The following is a 13,194-nucleotide window of genomic DNA, read 5'->3' on the forward strand; positions in this document are numbered from 1 at the left end:
GTAAATCATGGGCATCCGGAAGGCGCCGTGGCCGGGCTTGCTGCCCGGAATCTTTCTCCAATGAGAACGGATGACGTCTTGAAATAATTAGTCCGCATGCTGCCCTTCAAGGCCCTGATCCACCCCATGAACGAGCAGCCGTTCTCAATCTTCACCGGCAGAGAGCATTAGTTCTTTTTCTCAATTGACAATCATTATCATTCAGCCTAATTTGTCGCTCGATGTGTAGGACAGGTCGGATTTTTCTGACGTCCCACTTACCTCTTTGCAACAAGGTGATTTCCATGACGGAACAAGTATCCACAAGCAGGTGCGATTCACCGTTACTCCAGGCTTTTGTCGACAACCGTCTGATCCTGGTCAAGATCGCAGCCCGTATTACCGGCTGCCGATCCCGGGCTGAAGATGTGGTCCAGGATGCCTTTTTCCGCCTGCAGTCGGCGCCGCAAATCACCTCTTCGTTCAAGGCCCAGCTCAGCTACCTGTTCCAGATCGTGCGCAACCTGGCCATCGATCACTACCGCAAGCAGGCTTTGGAGCAGAAGTATTCAGGCACTGAAGAGGAAGGCTTGAATGTGGTCATTCATGGCGCCTCACCTGAAACCTCCCACATGAACTTTTCCACCCTGGAAAACATCGCCGAAGCCCTGACCGAACTGCCCAGCCGCACGCGCTACGCCTTCGAGATGTACCGCCTGCATGGCGTTCCGCAAAAGGACATCGCCAAGGAGCTGGGTGTCTCGCCGACCCTGGTGAACTTCATGATTCGCGATGCCCTGGTGCATTGCCGCAAAGTCTCGGGCAACCGACCCGACACCTTCGCCCGCCGCTGACCTGCGACCGGCACCCTGCAGCACCTGGCTTGAACCGTGTTCACACCTCAAGCAGGCCACTCTGGCCAAGCACCAGCAATGCCGCACGTTTGTGCAACAGATCGAACTCCTGCTGGCAGTACCGACAACGGTTATGCCCGGCACAGGCGGGGGCGTGGGCGAATGCCGGGGGCGCTTGCGTACCCGGCGGGTCCAGGTACAGCGCGTGCACCTGCGCCGACAGCCAGAATGCCAGCCGGTCCTGCCGGGCCACTTCGACGGACTGGGCATCGATGGGCGCCGCCCCTCGGGCACAGATCCATTCGAACAGCCGCTGCCGGCCGGCAACTTCGTCGATCACCGGCGCCCTGCCGGCGGACACAGCCTCGACACTCAGCGGATTCACAAGGGACATGGCAAGGCTCACCGTCATTGGGCATTCAACCAAGTGACGTGGGCCGCGAGGAGAAATTTAGGCGCACTCGCCGCAGAAGCGGGAAAACCCGGGCCTCAGGCGTGGGGCACGGGCATCACGACGATGCGGTAGGGATCGAAGATTTTGCGCATCTGGCCGTTGTCCCGCAGTTTTTGCAGGAACCCGGCAAAGTCTTCGGCGCTGATGGGCGCCTTGGGCCGGATCAGGGTGTAGTGGTGGTAGACCTGATCGATGCGCTGGGACACCAGCAATTGGCCACTGCTCTGGGCATTGCGGGCCAGGAAGTCGCTGAGGTAGGAACGGGTCACCAGGGCAATGTCCGCCCTGCCCCGCAGCACCATCAGCAGGTTGCTGTCATGGGAATAGGTAAGCGTGGCGTTGTAGCTGTCGGCCAGGTACTTGGGGTCGGCATTGAACTGGGCGAAGGCGTAGTGATAGCCGCTGAACAGTGCCAGGCGCTTGCCCTTGAGCTCGGCAAAATACTCCTGGCCGCGGCCGGGCTCGCGCTGGGCAACGAAAATCTCCGCATCTTCCAGGCCCATGTCGACACTGGTATGGGCAACGCTCTGCCAGCCCCAGGCCGGATTCTCGAAGATCGCCAGGTCCACCCGACCTTGTTCGAAGTCTCGGAAGCGCCGGGGAATCGACGTGGGAACCAGGACGAACTGGTAGTCGTTCTGGGACTGGTTGAGCGCTTCCACCAATTGCGGCAGCAAACCGGTATCGGCACCGGTTTCAGGACGGACGGTATAGGGCGGAAAATGCGCCGCCGCGACCCGCACCAGCTGCGCCGAGAAGGCCGGACAGACCCAAAGTGTTGCCAGCGCCAGCAAGAGCATTCGCAAGGCTGACCGCAGCGGCAAGGACATCAAGGCAACACACCTCGGAGAAAAGAAAAGGAATGCCGTAAAGCTAGGCGTTTTCAGGCGCTTCGACAATCTCGCGGCAGAGAATAAATCAGCGCCTCAATGATCCTTGAGCACCAACAGCAAGGCTTCCTGGGCCAATTGCTCCAGCGTCATGCTGCCCTGGGCGCGAAACCAGGTAGTGGTCCAGGACAAGGCGCCGGTGAGGAAGCGCCGGGTAATGAACACATCGCCCTTGATGAATCCGGCGTCCTTGGCCTCGCCCAGCACCTGCAGCCAGATCTGTTCGTAGATGTCCCGCAATGCCAGGACCGCGGCCTGGCCTTCCGGGGACAGCGAACGCCACTCATAGACCAGCACCGCCATGGCTTCGCCGCTGCCGCCCATGATCGATTGCAGTTCGCAGCGGATCAGCGCCAGCACCCGCTCGCGCACGCTGCCGGCCTCGGCCAGTTCGGCGCGCATCAAGGCGGTGTTGTAGTGGATGGTTTCCTGCATCACCGCGCGCAGGATGTCGTCCTTGCTCTTGAAGTGGTGGAAGATGCTGCCGGATTGAATACCCACCGCGCCGGCCAGATCGCGCACCGTGGTGCGTTCGTAACCCTTGTTGCGAAACAGGTGCGCGGCAGTCTGCAACAGCTTGCCCCGGGCGCTCTCGGGATCGGTCACTTGTCCGCTGGCGATCAGCTCGCGCACTACCTGCAAGGCTTTTTGCTCATCCACCGGTGTTCTCCTACCGTCACTTCGTCAAAAGCTCAGCCGGAAACCGGCTGTAGCGCGCGCAATTTAAGCCCCTCACAGCTACCAAGCAAGCGCTTGGGTCGAAGAATCCACTCGCCCATTTACAAACCAAGCGCTTGCTTGGTAGCCTCCTCGCAGTTCTTTTCTCGAGAGCCCTGCCATGACCAAGACCGTACGAATCGGCTGCGCCAGCGCCTTCTGGGGCGATACCAGCAGCGCCGCCGCGCAACTGGTGGAAGGTGGACGCCTGGATTACCTGGTGTTCGATTACCTGGCGGAGATCACCCTGTCGATCATGGCCGGGGCCCGCATGAAAGACCCGGACACGGGTTACGCCACGGATTTTGTCGAGGTGCTCAAGCCGCTGCTGGCGTCGATCCATGAACAGCAGATCCGCGTGATCAGCAATGCCGGCGGGGTCAATCCCCACGCCTGCGCCAGTGCCTTGCGCAGCGCCTGCGAGCAGGCCGGGGTGCCACTGAAGATCGCCGTGCTGCTGGGGGACGACCTGCAACCGCAGTTCAAGCAACTGGCCGGCGCCGGAATCAAGGAAATGTTCAGTGACGCCCCCTTGCCACCGATGTGCGTCTCCACCAATGCCTATCTCGGCGCCCCGGGCATCGTCGAGGCCCTGCGCCTGGGAGCGGATATCGTGATCACCGGTCGCGGCGTCGACAGCGCGGTAGTCAGCGGCGCCCTGGTCCACGAATTCGCCTGGTCCTGGCGGGACTACGACCGCCTGGCCCAGGCGGCCCTCGCCGGACACATCATCGAGTGTGGCGCCCAGTGCAGTGGCGGCAACTTCACCGATTGGCGCGAGGTGCCGGACTACGAGCACATCGGCTTTCCCATCGTCGAGGTCGACGCCGACGGCGGGTTCGTGGTCAGCAAGGCTCCGGGTACCGGTGGGCTCATCAGTCCGCTGACAGTCGGTGAGCAGTTGCTGTACGAAATAGGCAATCCACGGGCTTATCTGCTTCCCGATGTGGTGTGCGATTTCTCCCAGGTGCAGGTGCAGCAGTCGGCACCGAATGAAGTCCGGGTCCAGGGCGCCAAGGGTCTGCCCCCGAGCCACCAGTACAAGGTCAGCGCCACCTACCCGGACGGCTTCCGTTGCACCGCCAGTTGCCTGATGGCCGGGATCGACGCGGTGGCCAAGGCTCGCCGGGTCAGCCAGGCGATCATCGACAAGACCCGCGAAATGTTCAGCCAGCGCGGCTGGCCGGACTACAGCGAAGTCAACATTGAACTGTTGGGCAGCGAAGCCACCTACGGCCCCCATGGCCGTCGCCAGGACAGCCGCGAAGTGGTGATCAAGCTGGCGGTGCGCCATCCGCACAAGGCGGCGCTGGTGCTGTTCTCCAGGGAGATTGCCCAGGCCGCCACCGGCATGGCTCCAGGGCTGACCGGCATCGTCGGTGGACGACCCACGGTGTATCCAGTGATCCGGCTGTTTTCTTTCCTGCTGGACAAGGACGCCTGCCACCTGGAAATCGACCTCGCCGGCCAGCGCCATCCCTGCGCCCTGCCCGAAGTCGACCGCCTGGACGCCAGCGCCCTGCCCGCCCCGCATTCACTGCCCAAGCCCCAAGGCCGTCCCGATGCCAGCGTGCCCCTGGTCAAGTTGGCGGTGGCGCGCTCGGGCGACAAGGGCAACCACAGCAATATCGGTGTGCTGGCGCGCCATCCCGACTATCTGCCATGGATCGCCGAAGCCCTGACCCCCGAAGTGCTGGTGGACTGGATGGGGCATGTGCTGGACCCGGTCCACGGCCGGGTCCAGCGCTGGTACCTGCCGGGCATTCATGGCCTCAACTTCCTGCTGGAAAACGCCCTGGGCGGCGGCGGTGTCGCCAGCCTGCGCATCGACCCGCAAGGCAAGGCCTTCGCCCAGCAGTTGCTGGAAATCCAGATCCCGGTGCCGCAGAGCATTGCCGATGCCGTCAATTAAAGGAGCTGCCGTGGTGTACGACTCGATTTTCAAAGCGCAACTGTTTACCGGCCAGACCATCATCGTCACCGGCGGTGGCAGCGGCATTGGTCGTTGCACCGCCCATGAGCTGGCGGCCCTGGGGGCCCAGGTGCTGCTGGTGGGGCGCAAGGCGGAAAAACTGCAGAAGGTTGCCGGGGAGATTGCCGAGGACGGCGGCCAGGCCCACTGGCAGGCCTGCGACATTCGCGACGAGGAAGCGGTCAAGGCCCTGGTAGGGCAGTTGGTGGAGCGCTTTGGTCCGATCCATGGCCTGGTGAACAATGCCGGTGGCCAATATCCGGCGCCCCTGGCTTCGATCAACCAGAAAGGTTTCGAAACCGTGCTGCGCACCAATCTGGTGGGCGGCTTCCTGATGGCCCGGGAAGTCTTCAACCAATCCATGAGCCGCCACGGCGGCAGCATCGTCAACATGCTCGCCGACATGTGGGGCGGCATGCCCGGCATGGGGCACTCCGGCGCGGCCCGCTCGGGGATGGACAACTTCACCAAGACCGCTGCCTACGAATGGGGCCACGCCGGGGTCCGGGTCAACGCCGTGGCCCCGGGCTGGATCGCCTCCAGTGGCATGGACACCTACGAAGGCGCGTTCAAGGCAATCATTCCCACCCTGCGCGAGCACGTGCCGCTCAAACGCATCGGTACGGAATCGGAAGTCAGCGCGGCCATCGTCTTTCTGCTCAGCCCCGGTGCGGCCTTTGTCAGCGGCAGCACCTTGCGCATCGACGGCGCCGCCAGCCTCGGCAGCCGCGCCTGGCCGTTGGCCAAGGCGCGCAACAGTGAGTCGTACAACGGTTTTCATCGGGCCTACCTGCCCGATGTGCTCAAAGGCGAGGACTGAGCCATGCCGGTGATCCAATCCCAGCTCGATCCCCACAGCCCGCAGTTCGCGCAGAACCGCGAGGCGATGCTGGCGGGCCTGCAACAGTTGCAGACCCTGCAGCAAAACCTGCTGAACAAGGCGGCCGAGGCCAAGGCCAAATTCGACAAGCGCGGCCAGTTGCTGCCCCGGGAACGCCTCAACCTGCTGCTGGACCCCGGCGCGCCCTTTCTTGAACTGGCCAGCCTCGCCGGCTACAAGCTGCACGACGACAAGGACGGCAGCCAGGCCGGCGGCGGCCTGATCGCCGGCATCGGCTACGTGTGCGGGGTGCGCATGCTGGTGGTGGCCAACAACAGTGCGATCAAGGGCGGGACCATTTCCCCCAGTGGCCTGAAGAAGTCCCTGCGCCTGCAACAGATCGCCATGGAGAACAAGCTGCCGGTGGTAACCCTGGCGGAAAGCGGGGGCGCCAACCTCAACTACGCGGCGGAGATCTTCGTCGAGGGCGCGCGCAGTTTCGCCAATCAGGCGCGGATGTCGGCCATGGGCCTGCCCCAGATCACCGTGGTCCACGGCTCGGCCACCGCCGGTGGCGCCTACCAGCCCGGGCTCTCGGATTACGTGGTGGTGGTACGCGGCAAGGCCAAGCTGTTTCTCGCCGGACCACCACTGCTCAAGGCCGCCACCGGCGAGGTGGCCACCGATGAACAACTGGGGGGCGCCGAGATGCACGCCCAGGTCGCCGGTACCGCCGAGTACCTGGCGCAGAACGACGCCGACGGCATCCGCATCGTCCGCGAGATCGTCAGCCTGTTGCCATGGAATGCTCAACTGCCGGTACAGCCCGCCAGAACCTGGAGCGAGCCGCTGTATCCCATCGACGAACTGCTCGGACTGATTCCCTTTGATCCGAAAAAGCCCTATGACGCCCGGGAAATCATCGCCCGCCTGGCGGACGGCTCGCAGTTCCTGGAATTCAAGGGCGAGTTCGATGCCCAGACCCTGTGCGGCCACCTGCAGATCCAGGGCCGGCCCTGCGGTTTTATCGGCAACAACGGCCCGATCACGCCCCAGGGCGCGAGCAAGGCGGCGCAGTTTATCCAGCTCTGCGACCAGAGCCGCACCCCGCTGCTGTTTTTCCACAACACCACCGGCTTCATGGTGGGCACCGAGTCGGAACAGCAAGGGGTGATCAAGCATGGGGCGAAGATGATCCAGGCGGTGACCAATGCCCGGGTGCCGAAGCTGACCATCGTCGTCGGCGGCTCCTACGGCGCCGGCAACTATGCGATGTGTGGCCGTGGCCTGGACCCGCGTTTCATCTTCGCCTGGCCCAACAGCCGTACCGCGGTGATGGGCGGCGCCCAGGCCGGCAAGGTGCTGCGCATCGTCACCGAGGCCAAGCATGCGAAGAACGGCCAGGAAGCCGACCCGAAGATGCTCGACATGCTGGAGCAGGTCACCGCGCAGAAGCTCGACAGCCAGTCCACAGCCTTGTACGGCAGCGCCAACCTGTGGGACGACGGCCTGATCGACCCCCGGGATACCCGCACGCTGCTGGGCTATCTGCTGGACATCTGCCATGAGGCAGAGGCCCGGGTCTTGCAGCCCAACAGTTTCGGTGTGGCACGGTTTTGATAGGCCATTTCGCGGTCTGACCCCACTTGAGGAGAACAACAATGATCTTCACCCAGGAACACGAAGAACTGCGGCGCACGGTGCGCCAATTTGTCGACCGCGAAATCAACCCCCATGTGGAGGAATGGGAGAAAGCCGGGCGCTTTCCCATCCACGAGATTTTCCGCAAGGCCGGCGAGCTGGGGCTGCTGGGCATCTCCAAGCCGGAAAAATTCGGCGGCATGGGCCTGGACTACAGCTATTCCATCGTCGCCGCCGAAGAGTTCGGCACCATCCATTGCGGCGGCATCCCCATGTCCATCGGCGTACAGACCGACATGTGCACCCCGGCCCTGGCGCGCTTCGGTTCCGATGAGCTGCGCGACGAGTTTCTGCGCCCGGCCATCACGGGCGAGCAGGTAGGCTGCATCGGCGTCTCCGAAGTCGGCGCCGGTTCCGATGTGGCCGGGCTCAAGACCCACGCCCACAAGGACGGCGACGACTACGTGATCAACGGCAGCAAGATGTGGATCACCAATTCACCCAGCGCCGACTTCATCTGTCTGCTGGCCAATACCTCGGACGACAAGCCGCACATCAACAAGTCGCTGATCATGGTGCCGATGAACACCCCGGGAATCAGCCTCAGTTCGCATCTGGACAAGCTCGGCATGCGCAGTTCGGAAACCGCCCAGGTGTTCTTTGACGATGTGCGGGTGCCCCAGCGCAATCGAATCGGTCATGAAGGCGCCGGTTTCATGATGCAGATGCTGCAGTTCCAGGAGGAACGGCTGTTCGGCGCGGCGAACATGATCAAGGGCCTGGAGTACTGCGTCGACAGCACCATCGAGTACTGCAAGGAGCGCCGCACCTTCGGCAACCCGCTGATCGACAATCAGGTGATCCACTTCCGCCTGGCCGAACTGTCCACCGAGATCGAGTGCCTGCGGGCCCTGGTCTACCAGGCTACCGAGCAGTATGTGCGCGGCCAGGACGTGACCCGCCTGGCCTCCATGGCCAAGCTCAAGGCCGGGCGCCTGGGCCGTGAGGTCAGCGACAGCTGCCTGCAGTACTGGGGCGGCATGGGCTTCATGTGGGACAACCCGGTGGCCCGCGCCTATCGCGATGTGCGCCTGGTTTCCATTGGCGGTGGCGCCGACGAAATCATGTTGGGGATCATCTGCAAACTCATGGGCATCCTGCCGGGGAAAAAGAAATGAGCCCGCTCCCGACCTGCCAGACCCTGCTGCTGGAGCCACGCCACGGCGTGCTGTTCATTACTCTCAACCGCCCCGAGAGCCGCAACGCCATGAGCCTGCAGATGGTGGCGGAACTGCGTACCGTGCTCGCCGCTGTGCGAGATCGGCGGAGCATCCGCGCCTTGGTCCTGCGGGGCGCCGGTGGCCATTTCTGTGCCGGTGGCGACCTCAAGGACATGGCCGGCGCCCGCACCCGAGGCAGCGCTGCCTACCGTGAACTGAACCGGGCCTTCGGTGCACTGCTGGAAGAAGCCCAGCAGACGCCCCAGGTGCTGGTCTGCGTGCTGCAAGGAGCGGTGTTGGGTGGCGGCTTCGGCCTGGCGTGTGTCAGCGATATCGCCATCGCCGAACACAGTGCGCAGTTCGGCATGCCGGAAACCGGCCTCGGGCTGCTGCCAGCGCAGATCGCCCCCTTCGTGGTGCGGCGCATCGGCCTGACCCAGGCCCGACGCCTGACCCTGACCGCCGCCCGCTTCGACGGTGCCGAGGCCCTGCAGCTGGGCCTGGTGCACTTTGTCGAAGCTGATCCCCGGGCCCTGGAAGAACGCCTTGAACAGCAGTTGTCACAGATCCTGCGCTGCGCGCCAGGGGCCAACGCTGCGACCAAGGCCCTGCTCCTGGCCAGCGTCGACCAGCCTCTGGGCCCCCTGCTGGATCAGGCCGCCGAAGACTTCGCCCAGGCCGTCACCGGCGCCGAAGGCCTCGAAGGCACCCTGGCCTTTGTGCAGAAACGCAAACCGGCCTGGGCCAGCTGAGCCCTTGTAGGAGCCGGCTTGCCGGCGAATGCCCCCCACCGATTCCCGGGAGCCTGTATGCCCACCTTCAGCAAGATCCTGATCGCCAACCGTGGCGAAATCGCCTGCCGCATCCAGCGCACCGCCCAGGCCCTGGGCTATCGCACCGTGGCCGTGTTCAGCGATGCCGACGCCGAGGCCCTGCATGTGCACATGGCCGACGAAGCCATCCACATCGGCCCGTCCCCGGTGCAGCAGTCCTACCTCAACAGCGAGGCGATCCTCGACGCTGCCCGGCGCAGCGGTGCCGACGCCATTCATCCGGGCTACGGCTTCCTCTCGGAAAACCCCGAGTTCGCCGCGGCCTGTGCCGCCGCCGGTATCACCTTCATCGGCCCCAGTGCCGCCGCCATCGAACTGATGGGCAGCAAGCGCCGCTCGAAGATCGCCATGCTCGAAGCCGGCGTGCCTTGCATCCAGGGTTACCAGGGCGAGGAGCAGGACGACGCCACCTTGCAGCGCGAGGCCCAGCGCATCGGTTATCCGCTGATGATCAAGGCCAGCGCCGGCGGTGGCGGACGCGGCATGCGTCTGGTACAGCAGCACGAAGACCTGCTGGAGCAGATCCGTACCGCACGCTCGGAAGCCCTGCATGCCTTCGGCAGCGACGAGCTGATTCTGGAGCAGGCGCTGATCGAGCCGCGGCACGTGGAAATGCAGGTCTTCGGCGACCAGCACGGTCACTTGATCTATCTGGGTGAACGGGACTGCTCGATTCAGCGCCGCCATCAGAAGGTCATAGAAGAGGCACCCTGCCCGGTGATGACCGAGGAACTGCGCCGAGCCATGGGCGAAGCGGCGCTCAAGGCCGGGCGCGCGGTGAACTATGTCGGCGCCGGCACTGTGGAGTTCCTGCTGGACGCCCGCGGTCAGTTCTACTTCCTGGAAATGAACACCCGTCTGCAGGTCGAGCATCCCGTCACGGAACTGGTCACCGGCCTGGATCTGGTGGCCCTGCAGTTGCAAGTCGCTGCCGGCGAGCCCCTGCCCTTGACCCAGGAGCAGGTGCAGCTCAACGGCCATGCCATCGAAGTTCGCCTTTACGCCGAGGACCCGGCGCAGAACTTTCTGCCCCAGACCGGCCAGGTCCTGCGTTGGCAGCCGGCACCGGGGATACGCACCGACCACGGCTTGCAGGAGGGCCAATGGGTCAGCCCCTTCTATGATCCGATGCTGGGCAAGCTGATCGCCCACGGTGCCTCCCGCGAGGAAGCCCGGCGCAAGCTGTTGCGCGGGGTCGAGGACTGCGTGCTGCTGGGGTTTGAGAGCAATCGCCGGCTGCTGGCCGGTCTGCTCAGGCACCCGGTATTTGCCAGCGGTCGGTTCAGCACCGCCTTCATCGCCGAACATTTTGCCGAGGACCTGAGCCTGCAACCGCAGCGCCCCAGCCTTGAGGAACTGGCCATTGCCGCTGCGCTCTTCTATCACCACAGCGCCAGCGCACACCGCTCAAACCTGAGTGCCTGGAGCAACAACGCCAGTGTGCCCCTGGGCTACCGCATTGGTCTGGATGACAGTCAATGGTCGCTGGAACTGAGCCCCTCGGCATCGGGCCTGTTGCACGTGCGGCAGGGGGATGGCGTGTGGGCAATCAAGGTCATGGCCGCCGATGGCCGCCGGGCCACGCTGGAGGTCGCGGGCATTCGCCGGCACTACATCTATCAACTGCACGACGGCGAACTCTGGCTGAGCAGCCGCCAGGGCAGCCTGCATCTGCAGGACCGCACCCATGCGCCGGCACAGGGCCAACTGAGCACCGATTCCGGCACCCTCAAGGCGCCCATGGACGGGGCCATAGTCGACGTACTGGTCAGCGAGGGCATGAGTGTCAGCAAGGGCCAACTGCTGCTGGTGCTGGAGGCGATGAAGATGGAACACCCGCTCAAGGCCGGGATCGACGGAGTGATCACCCGGGTCCAGGTCAACCTCGGGGACCAGGTGAAGAACCGGCAGATTCTGCTGGAGGTGGAGCAAGCCGCCCCCGCCGCGGAAATGGAGCACTAGGCGGATGCCTCAGCTTTGGCTACGCTCAAGCCTCATCAGGAGCTTGAAGGCTGGAAATAGCGATGCCCCACTGGCTGGTAATAGATCTGGAAGCCACGACGGATGAAGGGGGCTGGCCGGTAAGCGAGATGGAAATCATCGAAATCGGAGCCACCCTGGTCAACCGTCAGGGTCGGGAACAGGACCATTTCCAGCGTTTCGTCCGCCCCTTGCGACGTCCCAGGCTGACGCCGTTCTGTCGCGAGCTGACCCATATCACCCAGGCCAATATCGACAGCGCCGCACCGTTGGGCGAAGTCTGGACCCTGTTCGAACGCTGGCTGGGCCAGCATCAGTCGCGCCTGGAGGGCTGGGCCAGTTGGGGCGACTATGACCGCAAGCAACTGCAACTGGAGTGGCACAACCAGCAACTGCACAGCCTGTTGAATGACGTCCCCCACATGAACCTCAAGCAGCGCTTTGCCAAGGCCAGGCGTCTGGAGCGCCCCCTGGGCCTGAATGCAGCCTTGCAACTGGCCGGCATGCAGTTCAACGGCCAGCAGCATCGAGCCCTGGAAGATGCACGCAATACCGCGCGCTTATTGCCGCTGATTCTTCCATGATGGCGGCAGGTGACGGCCTTTGAGGCCTTGTGCATACTGGCCGACCTTTTTGACCCTTTCTTGAGGAATCGCCCATGTTTAAAGTCAACGAGTACTTCGACGGCACCGTCAAGTCGATTGCCTTCGGCACGGCCGAAGGTCCAGCCACCATTGGCGTCATGGCCCCGGGCGAATACGAGTTCGGTACGGCGCAACGGGAAATCATGCACGTGGTGTCCGGCGCCCTGACCGTGCGCCTGCCCGACAGCGCCGACTGGGAAACCTTTCCTGCCGGCAGCCAGTTCAACGTACCGGCCAACAGCAAGTTCCAACTGAAAGTCGCCGTGGAAACCGCCTACCTGTGCGAATACCGCGGTTGATTCACCTGTCACGGCTGTCGCGCTGACAAAAAATGCCCGTCTCCTATAAGAGACGGGCATTTTTCATGGGGCCAAGAAACGCTATTCGAGGACGGTCACTGGCATCCCCACCTGCAAGCGACCATTGCCGTCGTTGACCAGATTCTGCCCGAACATCGCCCCGTCAGCCTGGGCGCGATATTTCTGCAAAGTGGCCAGGGGTTCGCGGTCGGCGCTGCGTTCGCCAGTCTGTGGGTCAATGGTGGTCAGGATGCAGCGCGAGCACGGCTTGACCACACGAAACTCGACATCGCCAATCCGTATGCGCCGCCACTGGTCCTCGGCAAAGGGCTCGCTGCCTTCGATCACCAGATTGGGTCGAAAACGCAGCATCTCCAGAGGCCGCCCGACGCGACCGGCCAGGTCCTCCAGGGATGCCTGGCCAATCAACAAGAGTGGAAAACCATCGGCGAACGCCACTTGATCATCGTCCCTGCCGTAACCGGCGGCGGTGCTTCGCGCCCGTTCCGCGGGTACCTGCACCAGGCGGGTGGGCTTGCCGATGAAGTCACTTACCCAGGCGCCCGCTTCGTCACCGGCATCAGGCACCCGCAGGCTGTCATGCCAGATGGTCACGCCGCGCAGTGCGGCATCGGCCGCTGGCAGGGGCACGTCAAGGGTGGAAAACCCTGGAGCGCTGAGGGTCAGGCCACCCTGGTCATTGCACAACGCCGAGAGCTGACTCATGCGGCCCACGGCACGCTGGGTGAGGAAGCGCCCACTGGCCTCGTCCACCAGCATCCAGCGGCGATCCCCCTCCAGGCCGAGCTTGTCCAGGCCGATCTGTTGCAGGGTTTCGCCCTTTGCGGATTTCAACGGGTATCGATAAAGCGCGCTAAGACGCATGTCCAG

13 protein-coding genes are annotated in these 13,194 nt (G+C 63.7%); 9 read left to right on the forward strand and 4 right to left on the reverse strand.

Features of this window, described 5'->3' with window-relative positions:
* Positions 1–284 precede the first annotated feature (284 nt).
* The gene (locus J5M73_RS03275; RefSeq protein WP_011062465.1) at positions 285–833 is read left to right on the forward strand and encodes an RNA polymerase factor sigma-70; all 549 of its coding nucleotides are present in this window, start codon (positions 285–287) and stop codon (positions 831–833) included.
* Between the two features lie 40 nt (positions 834–873).
* On the opposite strand, the gene J5M73_RS03280 is transcribed toward J5M73_RS03275, so the two are convergent.
* From J5M73_RS03280 to J5M73_RS03290, 3 genes are all read right to left on the reverse strand, one after another.
* Positions 874–1,227, reverse strand: a complete 354-nt coding sequence (locus J5M73_RS03280; RefSeq protein WP_102861009.1) for a pyoverdine biosynthesis protein — start codon at positions 1,225–1,227, stop codon at positions 874–876.
* A 95-nt stretch (positions 1,228–1,322) separates the two neighbouring features.
* Complete coding sequence (locus J5M73_RS03285) at positions 1,323–2,117, reverse strand: transporter substrate-binding domain-containing protein (protein WP_115580617.1); 795 nt, start codon at positions 2,115–2,117, stop codon at positions 1,323–1,325.
* Positions 2,118–2,213: 96 nt separating this feature from the next.
* The gene (locus J5M73_RS03290; RefSeq protein ID WP_102880406.1) at positions 2,214–2,837 is read right to left on the reverse strand and encodes a TetR/AcrR family transcriptional regulator; all 624 of its coding nucleotides are present in this window, start codon (positions 2,835–2,837) and stop codon (positions 2,214–2,216) included.
* 178 nt (positions 2,838–3,015) lie between these two features.
* Here J5M73_RS03290 and J5M73_RS03295 point away from each other — a divergent pair, with 178 nt between their 5' ends.
* The 8 genes from J5M73_RS03295 (at position 3,016) to J5M73_RS03330 (ending at position 12,303) form a co-directional block, all read left to right on the forward strand.
* On the forward strand, positions 3,016–4,806 hold the full coding sequence (locus tag J5M73_RS03295; protein ID WP_102860946.1) for an acyclic terpene utilization AtuA family protein: 1,791 nt from the start codon (positions 3,016–3,018) through the stop codon (positions 4,804–4,806).
* Positions 4,807–4,816: 10 nt separating this feature from the next.
* The gene (locus J5M73_RS03300) at positions 4,817–5,686 is read left to right on the forward strand and encodes an SDR family oxidoreductase (protein WP_102860945.1); all 870 of its coding nucleotides are present in this window, start codon (positions 4,817–4,819) and stop codon (positions 5,684–5,686) included.
* A gap of 3 nt (positions 5,687–5,689) precedes the next feature.
* Positions 5,690–7,306 carry a geranyl-CoA carboxylase subunit beta gene (gene atuC / locus J5M73_RS03305; protein ID WP_102860944.1) on the forward strand — a complete coding sequence of 539 codons (1,617 nt, stop codon included), beginning with the start codon at positions 5,690–5,692 and terminating at the stop codon, positions 7,304–7,306.
* Between the two features lie 41 nt (positions 7,307–7,347).
* Positions 7,348–8,505 carry a citronellyl-CoA dehydrogenase gene (gene atuD, locus J5M73_RS03310; RefSeq protein WP_102860943.1) on the forward strand — a complete coding sequence of 386 codons (1,158 nt, stop codon included), beginning with the start codon at positions 7,348–7,350 and terminating at the stop codon, positions 8,503–8,505.
* Complete coding sequence (locus J5M73_RS03315; RefSeq protein WP_102860942.1) at positions 8,502–9,299, forward strand: enoyl-CoA hydratase-related protein; 798 nt, start codon at positions 8,502–8,504, stop codon at positions 9,297–9,299. Before atuD ends, J5M73_RS03315 begins: the two co-directional genes overlap by 4 nt.
* A 57-nt stretch (positions 9,300–9,356) precedes the next feature.
* Positions 9,357–11,342 (forward strand): acetyl/propionyl/methylcrotonyl-CoA carboxylase subunit alpha, encoded by a 1,986-nt coding sequence (locus J5M73_RS03320; RefSeq protein WP_102860941.1) that lies wholly within the window; start codon positions 9,357–9,359, stop codon positions 11,340–11,342.
* Between the two features lie 62 nt (positions 11,343–11,404).
* Positions 11,405–11,944, forward strand: a complete 540-nt coding sequence (locus J5M73_RS03325; RefSeq protein WP_102860940.1) for an exonuclease domain-containing protein — start codon at positions 11,405–11,407, stop codon at positions 11,942–11,944.
* 74 nt (positions 11,945–12,018) lie between these two features.
* Positions 12,019–12,303 carry a pyrimidine/purine nucleoside phosphorylase gene (locus J5M73_RS03330; RefSeq protein WP_102860939.1) on the forward strand — a complete coding sequence of 95 codons (285 nt, stop codon included), beginning with the start codon at positions 12,019–12,021 and terminating at the stop codon, positions 12,301–12,303.
* An 81-nt stretch (positions 12,304–12,384) separates the two neighbouring features.
* On the opposite strand, the gene J5M73_RS03335 is transcribed toward J5M73_RS03330, so the two are convergent.
* Positions 12,385–13,188, reverse strand: a complete 804-nt coding sequence (locus J5M73_RS03335; protein ID WP_102860938.1) for an MOSC domain-containing protein — start codon at positions 13,186–13,188, stop codon at positions 12,385–12,387.
* Positions 13,189–13,194: the final 6 nt, after the last annotated feature.

The sequence above is a fragment of the Pseudomonas sp. 50_B genome, assembly GCF_017491625.1.
GTDB lineage: Bacteria > Pseudomonadota > Gammaproteobacteria > Pseudomonadales > Pseudomonadaceae > Aquipseudomonas > Aquipseudomonas danubii.

Excerpts from the sequence above, each read along its gene's own strand:
- J5M73_RS03275 (WP_011062465.1), top strand. The coding sequence starts at position 285 with ATGACGGAACAAGTATCCACAAGCAGGTGCGATTCACCGTTACTCCAG.
- J5M73_RS03280 (WP_102861009.1), bottom strand. The coding sequence starts at position 1,227 with ATGTCCCTTGTGAATCCGCTGAGTGTCGAGGCTGTGTCCGCCGGCAGG.
- J5M73_RS03285 (WP_115580617.1), bottom strand. The coding sequence starts at position 2,117 with ATGTCCTTGCCGCTGCGGTCAGCCTTGCGAATGCTCTTGCTGGCGCTG.
- J5M73_RS03295 (WP_102860946.1), top strand. The coding sequence starts at position 3,016 with ATGACCAAGACCGTACGAATCGGCTGCGCCAGCGCCTTCTGGGGCGAT.
- atuC (WP_102860944.1), top strand. The coding sequence starts at position 5,690 with ATGCCGGTGATCCAATCCCAGCTCGATCCCCACAGCCCGCAGTTCGCG.
- atuD (WP_102860943.1), top strand. The coding sequence starts at position 7,348 with ATGATCTTCACCCAGGAACACGAAGAACTGCGGCGCACGGTGCGCCAA.
- J5M73_RS03315 (WP_102860942.1), top strand. The coding sequence starts at position 8,502 with ATGAGCCCGCTCCCGACCTGCCAGACCCTGCTGCTGGAGCCACGCCAC.
- J5M73_RS03320 (WP_102860941.1), top strand. The coding sequence starts at position 9,357 with ATGCCCACCTTCAGCAAGATCCTGATCGCCAACCGTGGCGAAATCGCC.
- J5M73_RS03325 (WP_102860940.1), top strand. The coding sequence starts at position 11,405 with ATGCCCCACTGGCTGGTAATAGATCTGGAAGCCACGACGGATGAAGGG.
- J5M73_RS03330 (WP_102860939.1), top strand. The coding sequence starts at position 12,019 with ATGTTTAAAGTCAACGAGTACTTCGACGGCACCGTCAAGTCGATTGCC.
- J5M73_RS03335 (WP_102860938.1), bottom strand. The coding sequence starts at position 13,188 with ATGCGTCTTAGCGCGCTTTATCGATACCCGTTGAAATCCGCAAAGGGC.